The organism is Corallococcus macrosporus DSM 14697 (assembly GCF_002305895.1).
GTDB lineage: Bacteria > Myxococcota > Myxococcia > Myxococcales > Myxococcaceae > Myxococcus > Myxococcus macrosporus.
In genome coordinates, this window is sequence record NZ_CP022203.1 from 3943136 (window position 1) to 3958556 (window position 15421).

The 15421-nt window shown below is 70.9% G+C and carries 15 protein-coding genes; 9 read left to right on the forward strand and 6 right to left on the reverse strand.

Annotated features, from left to right (window positions below; translation table 11 throughout):
* Nucleotides 1–138: 138 nt before the first annotated feature.
* The 6 genes from MYMAC_RS16690 to MYMAC_RS16715 form a co-directional block, all read right to left on the reverse strand.
* Nucleotides 139–1026 (reverse strand): RNA polymerase factor sigma-32, encoded by an 888-nt coding sequence (locus tag MYMAC_RS16690; RefSeq protein WP_013939917.1) that lies wholly within the window; start codon nucleotides 1024–1026, stop codon nucleotides 139–141.
* A gap of 464 nt (nucleotides 1027–1490) precedes the next feature.
* On the reverse strand, nucleotides 1491–3545 hold the full coding sequence (locus MYMAC_RS16695) for a transglutaminase TgpA family protein (RefSeq protein WP_095958789.1): 2055 nt from the start codon (nucleotides 3543–3545) through the stop codon (nucleotides 1491–1493).
* Nucleotides 3542–4510, reverse strand: coding sequence for a DUF58 domain-containing protein (locus MYMAC_RS16700; protein WP_095958790.1), 969 nt, complete (start codon nucleotides 4508–4510; stop codon nucleotides 3542–3544). Before MYMAC_RS16700 ends, MYMAC_RS16695 begins: the two co-directional genes overlap by 4 nt.
* On the reverse strand, nucleotides 4507–5487 hold the full coding sequence (locus MYMAC_RS16705) for an AAA family ATPase (RefSeq protein WP_095958791.1): 981 nt from the start codon (nucleotides 5485–5487) through the stop codon (nucleotides 4507–4509). Before MYMAC_RS16705 ends, MYMAC_RS16700 begins: the two co-directional genes overlap by 4 nt.
* Before the next feature lie 96 nt (nucleotides 5488–5583).
* Nucleotides 5584–5907 (reverse strand): STAS domain-containing protein, encoded by a 324-nt coding sequence (locus MYMAC_RS16710; protein ID WP_095958792.1) that lies wholly within the window; start codon nucleotides 5905–5907, stop codon nucleotides 5584–5586.
* Nucleotides 5908–6092: 185 nt separating this feature from the next.
* Complete coding sequence (locus MYMAC_RS16715; RefSeq protein ID WP_095958793.1) at nucleotides 6093–6836, reverse strand: lytic transglycosylase domain-containing protein; 744 nt, start codon at nucleotides 6834–6836, stop codon at nucleotides 6093–6095.
* Nucleotides 6837–7141: 305 nt separating this feature from the next.
* On the opposite strand from MYMAC_RS16715, the gene MYMAC_RS36855 reads away from it, so the two are divergent.
* From MYMAC_RS36855 to MYMAC_RS16755, 9 genes are all read left to right on the forward strand, one after another.
* Nucleotides 7142–7300: a lmo0937 family membrane protein gene (locus tag MYMAC_RS36855; protein ID WP_013939923.1), complete on the forward strand. Its 159-nt coding sequence runs from the start codon at nucleotides 7142–7144 to the stop codon at nucleotides 7298–7300.
* Nucleotides 7297–7863, forward strand: a complete 567-nt coding sequence (locus MYMAC_RS16720; RefSeq protein WP_013939924.1) for a hypothetical protein — start codon at nucleotides 7297–7299, stop codon at nucleotides 7861–7863. Before MYMAC_RS36855 ends, MYMAC_RS16720 begins: the two co-directional genes overlap by 4 nt.
* A 48-nt stretch (nucleotides 7864–7911) precedes the next feature.
* Nucleotides 7912–8985 carry a HupE/UreJ family protein gene (locus MYMAC_RS16725; RefSeq protein ID WP_095961598.1) on the forward strand — a complete coding sequence of 358 codons (1074 nt, stop codon included), beginning with the start codon at nucleotides 7912–7914 and terminating at the stop codon, nucleotides 8983–8985.
* A 58-nt stretch (nucleotides 8986–9043) separates the two neighbouring features.
* Nucleotides 9044–9517 (forward strand): hypothetical protein, encoded by a 474-nt coding sequence (locus MYMAC_RS16730; RefSeq protein ID WP_043711123.1) that lies wholly within the window; start codon nucleotides 9044–9046, stop codon nucleotides 9515–9517.
* Nucleotides 9518–9584: 67 nt separating this feature from the next.
* Nucleotides 9585–10355 (forward strand): hypothetical protein, encoded by a 771-nt coding sequence (locus MYMAC_RS16735; protein WP_095958794.1) that lies wholly within the window; start codon nucleotides 9585–9587, stop codon nucleotides 10353–10355.
* A gap of 146 nt (nucleotides 10356–10501) precedes the next feature.
* On the forward strand, nucleotides 10502–11176 hold the full coding sequence (gene rplC, locus MYMAC_RS16740) for a 50S ribosomal protein L3 (protein ID WP_013939928.1): 675 nt from the start codon (nucleotides 10502–10504) through the stop codon (nucleotides 11174–11176).
* Nucleotides 11177–11567: 391 nt separating this feature from the next.
* Nucleotides 11568–12389: an outer membrane beta-barrel domain-containing protein gene (locus tag MYMAC_RS16745; RefSeq protein ID WP_013939929.1), complete on the forward strand. Its 822-nt coding sequence runs from the start codon at nucleotides 11568–11570 to the stop codon at nucleotides 12387–12389.
* A gap of 12 nt (nucleotides 12390–12401) precedes the next feature.
* Entirely contained in the window at nucleotides 12402–13727 is a 1326-nt protein-coding gene (locus MYMAC_RS16750; protein ID WP_095958795.1) for an outer membrane beta-barrel domain-containing protein, read from the forward strand.
* Between the two features lie 23 nt (nucleotides 13728–13750).
* Nucleotides 13751–15289 (forward strand): tol-pal system YbgF family protein, encoded by a 1539-nt coding sequence (locus MYMAC_RS16755; RefSeq protein ID WP_095958796.1) that lies wholly within the window; start codon nucleotides 13751–13753, stop codon nucleotides 15287–15289.
* Nucleotides 15290–15421 lie beyond the last annotated feature (132 nt).

The following is a 15421-nucleotide window of genomic DNA, read 5'->3' on the forward strand; positions in this document are numbered from 1 at the left end:
CAAAGGGAAACCGGCCCCTTCTAGCAGGCCCCTGGCTGGCCGTGAAACAACGCCCTCAAATGGCAAGCGCCCCCGCCGGTAGGGCGGAGGCGCCTTGAGGCAGGCCAGCCCCGGATTGCCGGGGGCGGCCTGGCCGGCTCACTGCTGGACGGCGGCGGCCTCGGGGTCCACCTCGGCCATGAGCGCGGCCAGCTCGGACTTGAGCTTGTCCTTGGCGCGAATCTCCAACTGGCGGGCGCGCTCGCGCGAGAAGCCGAAGTGCTCGCCCAGCTCCTTGAGCGTCATGGGGCGCTCGTTCATGACGCGCTGCTCGATGATGAAGCGCTCGCGCGGGTCCAGGCGCATCAGCGCGGTGCGGACGCGGGCGTTGATGAGGCCCGCCTCCTCCTTGTCGGCGAACTCGTCGTCCTGCGGGGCCGCGGCGCTCACCACGAAGTCCACGTGGCTGTTGCCGCCGTCCTCACCCATGGGCGCGTCCAGCGACAAATCCCGCCCGCCCATGCGCTGCTCCATCTCCCGCACCTCGCCCGGCTTCACGTGGAGCCGCCGGGCGATGTCATCCACATTCACCGCCGCGTCGCCGCTGCCGAACTTCTCCAGCTCCCGCCGCGTGCGGGCCAGGCTGAAGAACAGCTTCCGCTGCGCCTGCGTGGTCCCCAACTTCACCAGCGACCAGCTCTTGAGGATGTAGTTCTGGATGTACGCGCGAATCCACCAGACGGCGTAGGAGATGAGCCGGATGCCCTTGTCGGGGTCGAACTTCTGCACCGCCTTCATCAGGCCGATATTCCCCTCCTGGATGAGGTCGGACATCTTGATGCCGTAGGAGCGGTACTCGTAGGCGACCTTCACCACGAAGCGCAGGTTGGCCGTCACCATCCGGTGGCCGGCCGCCAGGTCGCCCTTGAGGAAGCGGCGCGCCAGCTCCTGCTCCTCCTCCACCTTGAGGAGGGAGTAGTGGTTGATCTCCGAGAGGTACATCGCGAGGGAGCCGGAGTTGGAGGACTGCTCGGTGGATGCCTGCATGAATGGTTTCTCCGACGGTGGGCCTCGCGGGGAGGCCGAGAATGGATGGATTTCGTCTGTCGACGTGACGATGGGAGCTTGAGCAACGGAAGTGCCAACCTGCCCTCGAGGACCATTCCCAGTGTCTGCGAGGGGTTGGCGTGCTCCGGCGGCGTGTACAAGGCCGCAATCCTGTAACCGTTACGTTGCACCGGCATGAATCGCCGGATGCGCTAGCTGTAGGAGATTCAGAACTGTTCGCATTCGAGCCTCCTGTGAAGGCGTGCGGGCAGGCACGCCCAGACGGTGTGACGGCGAAGGACCGCGCCCCCGGTGGGACGCGGCCCTTGGAGCGACGCACGCACCACCGCGTGGCCGCCCCGCCGGGAAAGGCGTAACGACGCCTCAGGCCGCTGACACACCTGGGCCGCCGGTCCGCGAGGTGGGCGGCCGGACAGTCAGGCGCGGGGCTTGATGTCTGTGTCTCAGGAAGCGCGCGCCTGGGGCGGGCGGGTGCCCTGGTTGGCGACGCGCCGGGACTCGGTGAGCACGGCGCGCTTCAGGTCCGCCAGCAGGCGCGCGGCCTCGCCCTGCTGGAGCGGCCGGCCGCCGAAGCGGGCCTCCAGATACCGGCGGGTGATGGGGGCCAGGGCAGGCGAGAGGGGATGCCGCTGGCTGGCGAGCCGGGCATCCAGCGCCTCCAGCGTCTCGCCTTCATCGCGGGTGATTCGAGCGGAGGCGAGCAGGGCCTCCACGGCGTCCACGAAGCGCGTGGCCGCCAGGGGGCGCTCGCGGGACAGGGACTGCGCCAGCAGGCGCCAGGCGGCATAGGCGGCCACGGCGGCCAGGAGCGCGGCCCCCCAGGCCCGGGGCGGCGGCGCGCGGCTGGGCGGCGCGTCCGGCCTGGGGACGTCCCGCGGCTGCGTGAGGGAGCGGATGACGGTGAGCTGATCGCGGAAGTTGTAGTCGAGGATGACGTCGCGCCACTGCGACTCCAGGACCTCGTAGAAGTTGATGAGCTGCTCCAGCAGCCGCGCGGACTGGCTGGCGCGGTGGGCGGGGGGCGTCGCGTCCACGGTGACGAAGCCGCGGCCCGGCACCAGCACGTGCGTCCAGGCGTGCGCGTCTCCGGCGCGGACCACGTAGCCGCCCGTGACGCGCTCGCCGCCGAAGAAGCCGGTGGCCAGCCGCGCGCGCATGCCCTGGGTGCGCAGCATCAGCGTGAGCGCGGTGGCGAAGTGCTCGCAGTGGCCCTGCTTGCGCTGGAAGAGGAAGTCGGCCACCGGATCCGGCACGTCCCCGCTCAGCTCCAGCGTGTAGCTGTACTCGCGCTGCAGCCACGCGGACAGCTTCTGCGCGGCCACCAGCGGGTCGCGCTCGCCGTTGAGCACCCGCGCGGCCGTCTGGGCGACGCGGATGTCCAACCCCTCCGGCAGCGTCAGCAGGGCGTCCTGCTCCTCCGGGGGCAACTCTCGCAGGTCATCCCCGCTGGCGTCCGGCGGGAGGCTGTAGGCCTCGTAGGAATAGGAGATGCCCTTGTCGCGGAAGCGCACCTCGCCGCCGCCCAGCTCCACGATGCGGGTGCGCCGCGGGCCAAGCTGGGTGTTGGCCACCGCGTTGCCCAGCCGGGAGGGGGTCTCCAGCGCCACCAGCGTGCGCGCGCCGTAGGCCGGCATCAGCTCCACGCGCTGGTGGACCAGGTTCTCCCGGCCCGGCCGCAGCGTCTTCATGAACTCGGCGTCGCCATTCGCGGTGCGCGCGTTGGACCACTCCTGGCCGTCGAACACGTCGTAGGTGCGGCCCACCCAGTACGCGTCGAGCGCCTCCCGCTCCGGGTCCGGAGACAGGGTGGCGCGCAGCACGATGCGGGGGTTGTCCTTGATGGTGCCCGCGCCGCCCAGGCGCACCGTGTCGGAGAACCCCGCGGTGGCCACGCCCAACCCGGGCGCGGCGCTGGGGCCAATCATGTTCCAGTTGAGGCGTGGGAAGAGGATGAAGAAGGCCACCGCGCCCAGCACGGCGAAGCCCACGCCCGTGGCCAGCGGGCCCGTCACCGCGCGCACCGGCACCGGCTCTCCGTCCGGGACGGCGGCCTCCACCACGCCCAGCGCCAGGGCGCTGCTGGCCAGCACGCCGAAGACAATCAGGAACAGGCCGTAGACGAGCTCACCGGAGAGCGCCGCGCCGCCCGCCACCATCAGCAGGCCAGACAGGTGGACCTGCCCGTCGGTGGCTGCGTCCGGCGTGGACAGCAGGCGCTGCGCGGAGATGAGGCCCGCGAAGGTACAGGCCGCCACCACCAGGTTGAGCGAGCCCGCCAGCACGTTCGTCCCCAGCGTCAGCGCCACGGCCAGCAGCAGCAGCGCCGTGAGCTTCACCCGGTTGGAGAAGGGCCGCCGCCCCGCCAGCGCGGCCACCAGCGCCACGCCGTAGAGCGCCAGGGCCCAGACGGGGAGCTGGCCGGACACCGCCATGGAGGCGAAGGCGAACCCGGAGCCCAGGTCCCGCAGCACCAGCCGCAGCCGCGTGCCCTTCCTCATGCCGCCTCCTCGTCACCGCGCGGGCGCTCGTGTCCCAGCCACGCCAGCGCGCGCAGCAGGCGCCGCTCCTGCGCCGTGCCCGCGGCGGGGCGGAGCCGCTCCTCCGGCGTGTCCAGGCCCACCTCGTGGCCCTCCTCGATGAGCCGGTGGGCCAGGGCGGCCACCTCCTCGCAGCGGCGCTCCAGCGCCTCCGCGTCCAGCCCGGCGGCCACCGTCAGGACGAAGGTGCGCCGCTCCTCGTGCTCGCGCTCCACCCGCAGCAGCTTCCCGGCGGAGGCGCTCTTGCGCCAGTGGATGCGGCGCGCGTCCTCACCCGGCGCCAGCTCCCGCAGGCCCACCAGGTCCCCGTTGCCGTCGTTGCGGCGGGGGTTGCCTGCGTCGCCCAGGGGGCCCTGCTCCGGCGCGCCCGGGTCCTGACAGGCGTAGGTCCGCCGCGGATAGATGAGCAGCGTGGTGTCCAGCGGAAAGACGCGCGTCTTGGCGAACAGGCCCAGCGGCCAGGTGGTGGTGACGCGCACGCCCGTGAGCAGCAGCGGGCCGCGCTGGGGCGCGGTGAGGTCCGCGCGCACGACGTGCTGCACGCCCGCGGGCAGGTAGCCCACGCCGCCCGCGCCGGTGAGCGGCGCGTCCGCCTCCGACAGCGTGAGCGCGAAGGCGTGGCCCTGGCGGCGGGAGATGGCCCAGCGGAAGGCGAAGGGCTCCTGCGCGAAGGCCGCGTCCGCGCCCACGCGCCGCACCGACAGGTAGCGCAGGCAGCGCTCGGAGAGGACGCCGGAGACCACCACCATGCTGAGCAGCAGGCCCAGCAGCAGGTAGAGGAGGTTGTTGCCGGTGTTGAGCGCGCCCAGGCCCACGCCGAACGTCACCACCAGGTAGGTGCGTCCGATGCGCGTTACCTTGAGGGTGCGCGGCGGGCGGAGCCGCGAGCGAACCCGGGCCCACCAGGGCGGGAGCCGGGGCTTCACCGGGGCGCCGGGACCTTTCGGGCAATCTCCTCCAGCAGGTGCGCCGCCTCGTCGCGCGCGGACACGCCCTGCACGGCGCTGCGCAGGAGGACGCGGTGGGCCCAGCAGGACACCAGCACCGCCCGGACGTCACCCGGGGTGACGAAGTCGCGCGCGTCCCACAGCGCGCTGGCCCGGGCCGCCGCGCCCAGCGCGAGCACCGCGCGGGTGGAGGCGCCGCGCTCCAGGTCCCCATGCGAGCGCGTGGCCGTGGCCAGCCGCACCACGTAGTCCGCCACCGACGCGTCCAGCCGCAGGGCGGCGGCGAAGGCGCGCAGCGACGCCAGCTCCTCGGGGCCGGACACCGTCTCCACCGCGTCCAGCGGCGGGGTGCCGTCACGGGTGACGAGCAGCCCGGCCTCCACGTCCGGCGTCGGGTGGCCCAGGGACATGCGCACCATGAAGCGGTCGAGCTGCGAGTCCGGCAGCGGGTAGGTGCCGGAGAAGTCCACCGGGTTCTGCGTGGCCACCACGGTGAAGGGCATGGGCAGCGCGTGGGTGGCGCCGTCGAGCGACACCTGCCCCTGGGCCATGGCCTCCAGCAGCGCGGACTGGGTGCGCGGCGGGGCGCGGTTCAGCTCGTCCGCCAGCACGAGCTGCCGGAAGAGGGGACCGGGACGGAACTGGAAGGTGGCGGTCTGCGCGTGGAAGACCTGGGCGCCCAGCACGTCCGCGGGCATCAGGTCCGCGGTGAACTGGACGCGGGCGAAGCTCAGGCCGCAGGCCCTGGCCAGCGCCTCGGCGAGCGTCGTCTTGCCCACGCCCGGCACGTCCTCCAGCAGCACGTGGCCGCCAGCCACCAGGGACGTCACCACGAGCTGGAGCTGGGAGGACTTGCCTTGAACGGCGCGGCCAAGCTGGGTGGCGATGCGCTCCATCGCCGAGCGCGCGTTGGCGGGGGAAGGCACCGGGGAGAGGGCGCGGGCGGGCTGGTTCATCTGCCGCCACTGTAGCCGACTCCCTCGTCCGCCAACACGCCTCGCGTCCGGGCTTTCACCCCGGACGCTCCCTCCCTCCCTGGGCGGCGCGGCGCCTCAGGCCAGGAAGATGTCCTCGGGCGTGTAGTAGGCGGGGCGCTTCGACGTCCCTGTTCCCACACCGAAGTACCGGAACATCCGCTCGTGGTGCGTGGCCAGGCCGCGGAGCTGCACGGGGCGCTCCACCAGTCCCCGCGTCAGGACGCCCACGGCGCTGTCCTTGAACTCCCGCAGGTGGGTGAAGTCCAGGACGACCTCGCGGCCACTCAGGGTGCTGAGCGAGGTCTGGACCTCCTCCGCCGTCTTGCCGTCCAGCGTGCCTTCCAGCCGCAGCGTCACGAACCCTGCGGTCTCTTCACGGTGGATCTGTAGCCCCGCCATTGCTGTGCTCTCCAAGTTGGCGCGGAGCCCCGGCCGGAACGTGGTCGCTCCAGGCCTTCCACGGAGGACCCGTGGGGTGCTCCCGCCCGGCGCACAGTGCACACGCTCCGCGCGTTTGGTTACCCCCCGCAGCGCAACTTTCTCGCGACTGTCATGCACCCGTCGGACGGCCTGTCGCTCAGCCTTCAGCTCTTCTGGCCGTGTGCCTTCTGGGTCTCCCGGAGTGTGAGCTGCTTCTCCTGTTCAGCCTTCAGCTTGCGGAACTCCTTCACGACCTTGGCGGGGTAGCCGGCCATGAACTTCGTGCGCGCCTCCTTCTTGGCCAGGATGCGGCGGGCCAGTCCGGGGCCGGCGTTGTAGGCGACCAGGGCCTTCTCCACCGTGCCGAAGCGCTGGATGAGGTCCGCCAGGTACGCGGTCCCCAGCTCCACGTTGGTCTCCGAGTCGAAGAGGTTGCTGCTGCGGCCCAGGCGCATGCCGGCCTTGTCCGCCAGCCAGGTGCCGGTGGCCGGCATCACCTGCATCAGGCCCATGGCCCCGACGTGGGACACCGCGTAGTTGTTGAAGGAGCTCTCGCAGCGGATGACGGCCACCACCAGCAGCGGGTCGATGTTGTTGCGCTCCGCCTCGCGGACGATGGCCACCGCCAGCCGGCGCTGCTGCCGCTCGGGGAGGCGCGAGGCCTTCACCATCTCCGTGATGCCCAGGACCTCGGCCTTGGCGTAGTGGGCCTCGTCCTCGTAGAGCTCGAGCCTCGCCAGGGTCGCCTTCAGCTCCGCGTCGCGCTCGGCCAGCTTCGCGCGCAGCTCCGTCAACTCAGGGCCCTCGCCCTGGGCGCCGTCCGGCACCTGCACCGGAAACGCGACCGCCCCCGTCCCCGTGCCCACCAACCAAGCCGCCGTCGCCACCGCCACCGTCCAGCCCCTCATCCCACCCCTCCCGGCGCCGCCGTGTCGCTCGCGCCCCGTGTACCCCGTACGGATGTCCTGACCTGCCGACGGAGCAGCGCCTAAGCAGCCCGCGTGCCAGGACTCACACGCGGCGTGTCCCTCCTTAAGAGCGCCCACGAAACTGCCCTCCCTGGCGCGGCGGGTGCCCCCGGCGATCTGAAAAAATGCCCGGGTGGCGAAGTGCCGTTCCCAACGGGAGGCTGTGAAAAGGACCGGGTTGCCCGTCCGGAGGCCTGTCCCTAGGTTTGCCCGCGCCAGGCTGTGGATGCGCGGGGAGGTGCGGCGTGTACTGGACGATGGGTGTCATCCTGTTGGTGTTGTGGTGCATGGGGCTGACCACCGGCTCCACCGAGGGCTATTGGGTCCACCTGCTGCTGCTGTTCGCGATGGTGGCCCTCCTCCTGGCGGTGGTGTCACACGGCCGTCGGGCGGCCTCGGCGTGAGGCGCGCGGCGCCGGAGGTGACGGGGGTGGAGCTGCCCCGGGACGCCGTGGGCTTCACGCGCCGCGAGTGCCCGGAGTGCCAGCGGCCCTTCAAGACGCGTCCGGGGCCGTTGGACGCGCGGGCGGTGCTGCACAAGCTGCTGGGCTTCTTTCCGTTCGAGAACGCCCATGAGTGCGTGGAGGGCCTCCCCGTCTGGGGCTGTCCGTACTGTGGCCACCGCGCGGAGGCGGACGGCTTCCTCACGCCCGCCCAGCAGACGCACCTGGAGGCCGTGGCGCGCGGCTGGGCCAACCACGTGCGCTACGAGCAGCTCGCGCACGTGGCGCGCACGCTGGCCGTCAATCCCAGGCCCACCTTCGTGGCGGTGGAGCCGGAGGCCCTGCCGGGGCCCATGGCGCCGGAGCCGGACGAGCTGCTGCGCGTCATGCCCATGCTCTGCTGCGGCGAGGAGGTGAAGGTGCTCTGGGAGTGGGACCAGGCCCTCCACTGCTTCTCCTGTGGCGCGCGGCATGACCCGATGAGCGGCCGCCAGCAGGTGGAGCTGCGCTTCGTTTCGGAATAGTCCCGGGGTGGACGCGGACGGGCCGTGACGGCAGGCTGGGGGGCCATCATGACGTGGGTCTCCCCCCGCGCCGTGCTCGCGTGCCTGCTGCTGGCCGCGGGCGCCGCCGCCGCGCACGACGCCGACATCCTTTATATTGAGGCGCACCGCGACTCGCCCGACGCGCCTGAGGTCCGTCAGGTCCTGACCCTGACGCCGGAGACGCTGGGCCGGCTCCTGGCTCCCCCAGTGGAGGCGGCGTCCCTGCTCACGCGGGAGGCGCTGCACGCGCGGCGTGACGCCATCGCGGCGGGCGTCTGGGACGCGATGCCGCTCTCCTCTGGAGGCCAGCCCTGCGCGCGCACGGCGCACGGCGTGGCGCCGAGGCGCGCCTACGTGGCGCTGTCCGCCACCTTCCAGTGTCCGCCGGGGAGGCTGCGTCAGCGCTTCTCCGTGCTGGCGCGGCTGCCACCGGCGTACCGGGTGATCCTGGGCAGCGTGACGGAAGGGGAGGTGCCCGGGGCCGTGTTCGCGGAGGCCTCCCGCCAGGAGCTGGACGTCCCGGAGGGGGGACGGCGCACGCCGCTGTCGAGCCGCTTCGCCGGCTGGGTGGGGCTGGGGATGCGCCACATCTTCGAGGGCGTGGATCACCTGGCCTTCCTGCTGGCGGTGCTGCTGGTGGGGGGCGGGCTGAAGCGGGTGCTGCTGCTGGTGACGTCGTTCACGGTGGCGCACTCGCTGACGCTGGGGGCCGCCGCGCTGGGGTGGGTGGTGCTGGAAGGCGCAGCTGCCCGGTGGGTGGAGGCCGCCATCGCCACCTCCATCATCTATGTGGCGGTGGAGAACCTGCTGCGGCGCGAGCACCGGCACCGGGTGCTCGTCACCTTCCTCTTCGGGCTGATCCACGGCTTCGGCTTCGCGGGCGTGCTGGCCGGCTACGGCCTGGGCGAGTCCGTGGTGACGGCGCTGCTGGGCTTCAACGTCGGCGTGGAGCTGGGGCAGGCGCTGGTGGTGGCGGCGCTGCTGCCCATCCTCCGGATGGTCCAGCGGCGTCCGGCGCTGCACACGAGGGCCGTGCGGGCACTGTCCATCGGAATCCTCGCGGCTGGTGGATACTGGATGGTTGAGCGCGCCCTCGGTTGAATCCCACGCGCGGCGTTCCTACGTTGGCGGATTGAAGGTAGGGAACAGGGGGACGTCGATGGGTGCGAGGCATACCCGGTTGGCCGCGGCGCTGGCCGCCGCGTGGGAGGCGGAGGTGGTCTCCGCCCGGCGGATGACGGCGCTGGCGGAGCGAATCGCGGATGCGAGGGTCCGGGCCCGGCTGATGGTGCTGGCCGCGTTCTGTCGAGCGCATGCCTCGCGACTCCTCGCACGGCTGGCGGCGCTGGGCCGTGGGCCCCTGCCGGTTCCGCCCGAGGACATCGAGTTGGATCCGGATACGTTGCTGGAGCTGCGCCGCGAGGGGGCCTTCGCCCGCGCGTCGGCCGCGCGCTACGAGACGACCGCCGAGCTGGCCCGTCAGCAGGCGGATCTGTCCTCGGCCTGGGTCTGCGAGCTGAACCGCACCGAGGAGCAGGACCGCTCCCGGGAGCTGCTGTCCCTGGCGGAAGGCGCCCTGGGGCCGGTGGTGCATGGCGCCCCGCCGGCCAGCGCCGCCCCGGGTGATTCTTGAGGGAATGTCGCGGGTTTCCTCGCTCCGGCGGTGACAGTCCCCGCGCGTTGGGCGTAGAAATCCGTCCATGGCGAAGGAGAGCTACAACGATCTCATCTTCCAGCTAGGTGACCTGGCCCGGGACAGGTTGCCGGGCAAGCCCACCTGCCCCCGCTCCATGGATCGCGTCTACCGGGCCGAGGAGGCCGTGGTGGCGCGCCGGGACGAGCTGGCGGCGCTCGAGCAGGAGATGAACGACGAGGACGCGGTGTATTCGGACTTTCTCGCCGTGCAGGAAGAGGAGCGGGCAAAGCACGGCGCCATCGTCAAGAAGTGGAAGAAGGCGGTGGATGCCATCGACGGCAAGGTGAAGGAGCTGCGCAAGACGCTCGCGTCACGCAGGGCGGAGCAGCGCTACGCCGAGGACGGCCTGGCCAAGCTGGAGCAGAAGATCAGCGACATGGAGCTGACCGGCGAGCGGCCCGACAAGATCGACGTGGCCCGCACCAACCTGAAGAAGAACCGGCTCCAGCAGATGCGGCTCGGCCGTGAGCTGGAGGACCTGGAGGCCCGCCTGTCCACTGCGCTCACGCCCGAGCCCGGCCAGCCCGGCGCGGCCGGCATCCTGGCGCACAAGCGCATGCTGGAGATGGAGGACGAGGCGGAGGAGCGCAAGCTGGATCACGAGCACCGCATGGCGGAGCTCGACCAGGCGATCGCCGCCAAGGAAGAACAGGTCCAGGCCGCGGAGGATTATCTGGATCAAGCACTGTTCCTCCTGGGCGAAGACGTGTATGCACAGCGCATCAACGATGCGCAGCTCGCACCGTTCTACCCGCGGTTGGATCGCGCGCAGTGAGAGAGGCACCCGCCCGTAGTGCTTGACGGCGGGGACCTGTCTGCTACATTGCGCCGCTTCCTGGCGACCGCGGGGACGCGTGCAGTCCAGGTCATTGAACTTATTGGGTTTTTCCGCGCCACCAGCGCGCTGGCAGTGAGGACGACGTGAAGGGTCTGATTGGCAAGAAGATCGGCATGACCCAGGTGTTCAACGATGAGGGCAACCTCGTCCCGGTCACGGTGATCGACGTAGGCACGTGCCAGGTCGTTGGCAAGCGCACCCCGGAGAAGGACAAGTACTCCGCGGTGACCATTGGGTTTGGTGAGATCCGCGAGAAGATTCTCAACCTGGCCGAGCGGGGCTTCTTCAAGAAGGCCAACGCGCCTTACCGCCGCCACCTGAAGGAGTTCCGCGTCACGCCGGAGGAGGCTGCCTCCTTCAACGTGGGCGACGCCGTCAAGGCGGACATGTTCTCCAAGGGCGAGCTGGTGGACGTCACGGGCGTCACCAAGGGCCGCGGTTTCTCCGGCGTCATGCGCCGCTGGAACTTCAAGGGCTCGCAGACGAAGACGCACGGTACGCACGAGTACCAGCGTCACCCGGGCGCCATCGGTCAGCGCAAGACGCCGGGCCGCGTGTACCCGAACAAGAAGATGCCCGGTCACTACGGCGTGGAGCAGGTCACCACCCAGAACCTGACCGTGGTGGACGTGGACGTGGAGAAGGGCCTGGTGCTCGTGAAGGGCGCCGTCGCCGGCCACAGGGACGGCGTCGTCTACATCCGCCCCTCCATCAAGGCGGCCATGCGCGCGCAGCACAAGGCCGCGCGCGGCGCGTAGTCCGCTGCTGAGCGTCTGACGCTCGAAACGCCCCGCCTCCGGGCCCGACTCGTCGGGCATCCGGGCGGGGCGTTCGTCTTTGCGGGGCAGGGTGCCGTGCGGTTTCCGTGGGTGGGCAGGTGTCTGCCCCGCGTGACGACCCGGCTGCCTGCTTCATCACGTCCCGTGCCACCGCGTGCCCCGGAAACGTTGACCGGTGGGCGTCCGGTGGGGGCGACCGTGAAAAGAATTCCGACGCTTGGCCATCTCCGGCTTGTCGGTCGTGGAAGCCGTGCGCACATCCAGGCCCCACAAAGGAGTCAGAAGCGTCAGGTGACGCGGAACTCCGTGGCTGGCGGGAGCCCCTGTTGCTCCCGCTCATGGCGGCCCACCCCACGGGCCGGGCAGGATTATGATCGCACGCACGCTCTGCGTCTTCGCTTCGTTGGCCGTCTCGTTGGCGGCGCCGGTCGCCGCGGCACAGGACGATGAGAACGTCCTGGACAAGGTCGTCGTCCGCAACCGGCTGTACGAGCCGGGCGGCAAGCTGGAGGTGTCCCTGGGGGTGGGTCTGCCGCTGCAGACGCGCCTGACGGCGCACTACGTCTTCAACGCCGGCGTGGCCTTCAACCTCTTCAACACCTTCGCGGTGGAGGCGCGGGCGGGCTATGCGGCCAGCCGTCACACGGGCCTGGCGCGCTCCATCTCCGAGAGCTTCCTCAACCGCGAGGACAAGCGCGTCACCGACGAGCTGGAAGACCTCTGGCAGATGAACCTGCACGGGGTGGCCGGTGTCCGCTGGGCGCCCATCTACGGGAAGCTCAGCCTGCTGTCGGACCTGCCGGCCCACTTCCAGGCCTACGTCTGGGCCGGCGGCGGCCTGGGCTCCTTCGAGCGCCGGTCCGTCATCCAGTGCGCGCAGGTGGTGAACCGCGAGCTGGGCATCTGTGACAACCGGACGTCGGTGGATGATCGCGGCTCGGCCTCCCAGGACTACTGGGTGAGGGAGTCGCGGGTGGCCCCGGTGGTGTCCGCGGCGGTGGGCTTCCGCTTCTTCATCCGGAACAACCACGGCGTGCGCCTGGAGCTGCGCGACTGGGTCTTCCGGGACAACTACCGCGTCAACCTGTCGCGCGACGCGTGGGAGGCGGGGCAGGCGACGGGTGAGCCCGCGCGCAGTCCTGGCCTCACGCACCTGGTGCAGTTCGACCTTGGCTACACCTTCTCCTTCTAGGTCCACCTGACTATGCGACCGTTCCTGTCCCTCGCGCTCCTTGTCGCCACGGCCCCGCAGGCCGCGCCGCGCGTCCCGGCGCCGGCCTTCGCGCTGGCCCAGGTCCAGCAAGTGCCCGCGCCCGGTGCGGAGACGTCCGTGCCGCCGGCCGAGCAGCCCCAGTCGCCTCCGGAGGCCCCGGTGGGCCCCGCGTCCCGGCCGGAGCCGCTGGTGCCCGCGGAGGCCACCGAAGCCGCCGCGCCGCCCGCGGGCGTCCGCGCTGCTCCGGCGTCCGAGCCCGCCGCCGACGAGGCGCCCGTTGGCGAGCCCGCCAACCTTGATGAAGCCGACCCGGCGCCTGCCGCCGACACCGCGCCCACCGTGGAGTCGCCCGGCGCTCCCGCGGACACGGGCCTGGCGGGGCAGGAGGCGCCGCCCGCTCCGGACGACGCGCCGGTGCTGGCGTCCGACCTGGGCTCCGACGCGCCGCGCACCACGGACGTCCAGCAGCAGCGGCTGGTGCACGGGGCGCCGCTCTACAACCCGAACGTGTCGGTGCACATCGTCCAGAAGAAGCGCTTCGCGGACGAGGGCCGTCACGAGCTGACGCTGTACCCGGCCACGGTGCAGGTGAACGGCAAGTACACCAACCACGCGGGCACGGCGGCGCACTACACCTACCACCTGCAGGAGAACTTCGCCCTCCAGGTGATGGGCCAGTACAACTGGTACTCGAACGAGAGCGGCTTCAACCTGGAGCTCATCGACAAGGTGCGTGAGCAGGCGCAGGCGGCCTCGTCGCTGCTGCTGGTGTGGGGCGCGCACGCGGGCGTGGAGGTCACCCCGCTCTACGGCAAGTTCGCCTTCCTCAACAACTCGCTGGCGCAGTTCAGCGTGGTGCTCAGCGGCGGCGCCGGCATCGGCTCCACGCGCCACCTCATCCGGCCGGCGGTGACGAACGAGGTGGAGGGCGAGGCGTTCCGGGTGCCCGCGCGCTTCGGCGACACCGGCACCAAGTTCCTCGGCTCGGTGGGTGGCGGCTTCCGGCTCCAGTTCGGTGAGTCGTACGCGCTGCGCGTGGAGGTGAGGGACCTCATTTATACCGCGCGGGTGGACCGGGTGGACGGCTGCAACCTGGCGGACTTCGAGGCGCTGGAAGCGGCGCGCGCCACCAACCAGGACTTCTCCACGCTGAACCTGAGCGGGAGCTGCCGCTACGAGAAGTTCGACGGCGTCGACCCGAAGACGCGGAAGAACTACCGCGAGGACATCATCCTGGGCCGTGACCTGGTGGCCGAGCCGTCCTCCGACGTCCTCAACAACGTGAGCTTCTACGCCGGCTTCTCTGTCCTCTTCTGACGCACAGGAAGGCCCGAACCGCCATGAAACGACTGCTCAGCCTCTTCGTCGCCCTGGCGCCGCTCGCGGTGACCGCCCAGCCGGACCCGGGCGGCTACAACCGCGCGCTGGCCGCCTTCAACGCCGGTGACATGGACACCGCCGCGCCCCTCTTCTTCGAACTGGCGGAGAAGGCCTCCGACGCGGAGGTGAAGGGCAAGGCGGAGTACTTCCTCGGACAGGCGCTGGCCCAGAAGGGCCTGCCCGTCGCCGCCTTCATCACCTATGCGGCCATCGTCAACGCCGGGCCCTCCCACCCCTCCTACCTCAAGGCGGTGGAGGGGCTGGTGGACATGCAGCAGCAGCTGGACGAGCACAACCTCATCCCCAGCATCCTCAACCAAGCCTACACCGACGAGGTGCGAGATCGCTGGGTGACGCTGCCCAAGGAAGTGCTCGCGCGCATCAACTACCTGGTGGGCACGGTGAGCCAGCGCAAGAGCCGCTTCGAGGAGGCGCGCGCGCTGCTGGAGGCGGTGCCCCAGGACAGCCGCGTGTACGCGAAGGCGCGCTACCTGCTGGGCGTGGTGCTGGCGGACCCGCGCTTCCCGGGCCGTCCAGGCGAGGCCTCCGTGCTGGACAAGGACGCGCTGGCCGCCTTCAACGCGGTGCTGGCCGCGAAGGAGGGGCAGTTGGACTTGCGCGCCACGCAGCACCTGGCGCTCATCGCCCTGGGCCGGCTCCACTACCGCCGCGGCGAGTACGCCGACGCCAGCGCCGCGTATGAGCGGGTGCCGCGCTACTCGCGCTACTGGGACCAGGCGCTCTTCGAGAACGGCTTCGCGCGCTTCCAGAACGAGGACTTCGGCGGGGCGCTCGGCAGCCTCCAGGCCCTGCACGCGCCGCAGTTCGAGGGCGCCTTCCAGCCCGAGTCGTGGATCCTCAAGGCGACCGTCTATTACTACTCGTGCCTCTACGACGAGGTGAAGACCACGCTGGCGGCCTTCGACGCGCTGTACGGCCCCATGGAGCAGCAGCTCGAGCCCTTCACCGGCGAGGACGTGCCGCTGGTGCAGTCCTACAACCTGGTGGCGGCGGAGAACCGCCGGCTGCCGCGCCCGGTGTACCTGTGGCTGCGCAACAACGAGCGCATCCGCGAGGTGATGCGGATGCTGGAGCGCGTGGACAACGAGAAGCGCGCGCTCATCAATGGACAGTGGCGTGGCACGGCGCTTGCGGCGCAGACCACCGCGTCGCTGGAGGACGTGCGCGGCACGCTGCTCCAGGTGGGTGGGACGCTGGCGCAGAGCCGCATCCGTGAGGCAGCGGACAATCTGCGGACCTTCTCCGACCAGGCGGAAATCATCCGCGTCCAGACGGCATTGGATGAAAAGGATTTGCTGCAGGCCGGCGTGGACCAGAAGGCGCTGCTGAAGCGGCAGTCGCTGTATCGCCCGAAGATGCCGGGCGCGGCCTGGAACTACTGGAAGTTCCAGGGCGAGTTCTGGATCGATGAGATTGGTTATTACCAATACACGCTGAAGCGCGGCTGCCCGGCCAAGACGGCTGAACAGCAGCCGTAGGAACACAGGCGCGGTTGTCACCCATGTTCGTACCCTGGAGGGGCCGGCTCCGCGCGCGCTGCGTGGATGCGGCCCCTCCATCGTTGTTGACAGCGCGCAAGCCCCGTTCCTCCGCCACTTCTCAATCCAGAA

What these genes read in the sequence shown, in the direction of transcription:
- MYMAC_RS16705 (WP_095958791.1), bottom strand. Translation starts at nt 5,487, where the DNA reads ATGAACCAGCCCGCCCGCGCCCTCTCCCCGGTGCCTTCCCCCGCCAAC.
- MYMAC_RS16695 (WP_095958789.1), bottom strand. Translation starts at nt 3,545, where the DNA reads ATGAGGAAGGGCACGCGGCTGCGGCTGGTGCTGCGGGACCTGGGCTCC.
- MYMAC_RS16750 (WP_095958795.1), top strand. Translation starts at nt 12,402, where the DNA reads ATGCGACCGTTCCTGTCCCTCGCGCTCCTTGTCGCCACGGCCCCGCAG.
- MYMAC_RS16745 (WP_013939929.1), top strand. Translation starts at nt 11,568, where the DNA reads ATGATCGCACGCACGCTCTGCGTCTTCGCTTCGTTGGCCGTCTCGTTG.
- MYMAC_RS16730 (WP_043711123.1), top strand. Translation starts at nt 9,044, where the DNA reads ATGGGTGCGAGGCATACCCGGTTGGCCGCGGCGCTGGCCGCCGCGTGG.
- MYMAC_RS16735 (WP_095958794.1), top strand. Translation starts at nt 9,585, where the DNA reads ATGGCGAAGGAGAGCTACAACGATCTCATCTTCCAGCTAGGTGACCTG.
- MYMAC_RS16715 (WP_095958793.1), bottom strand. Translation starts at nt 6,836, where the DNA reads ATGAGGGGCTGGACGGTGGCGGTGGCGACGGCGGCTTGGTTGGTGGGC.
- MYMAC_RS16755 (WP_095958796.1), top strand. Translation starts at nt 13,751, where the DNA reads ATGAAACGACTGCTCAGCCTCTTCGTCGCCCTGGCGCCGCTCGCGGTG.
- MYMAC_RS16690 (WP_013939917.1), bottom strand. Translation starts at nt 1,026, where the DNA reads ATGCAGGCATCCACCGAGCAGTCCTCCAACTCCGGCTCCCTCGCGATG.
- MYMAC_RS16710 (WP_095958792.1), bottom strand. Translation starts at nt 5,907, where the DNA reads ATGGCGGGGCTACAGATCCACCGTGAAGAGACCGCAGGGTTCGTGACG.
- MYMAC_RS16725 (WP_095961598.1), top strand. Translation starts at nt 7,912, where the DNA reads ATGACGTGGGTCTCCCCCCGCGCCGTGCTCGCGTGCCTGCTGCTGGCC.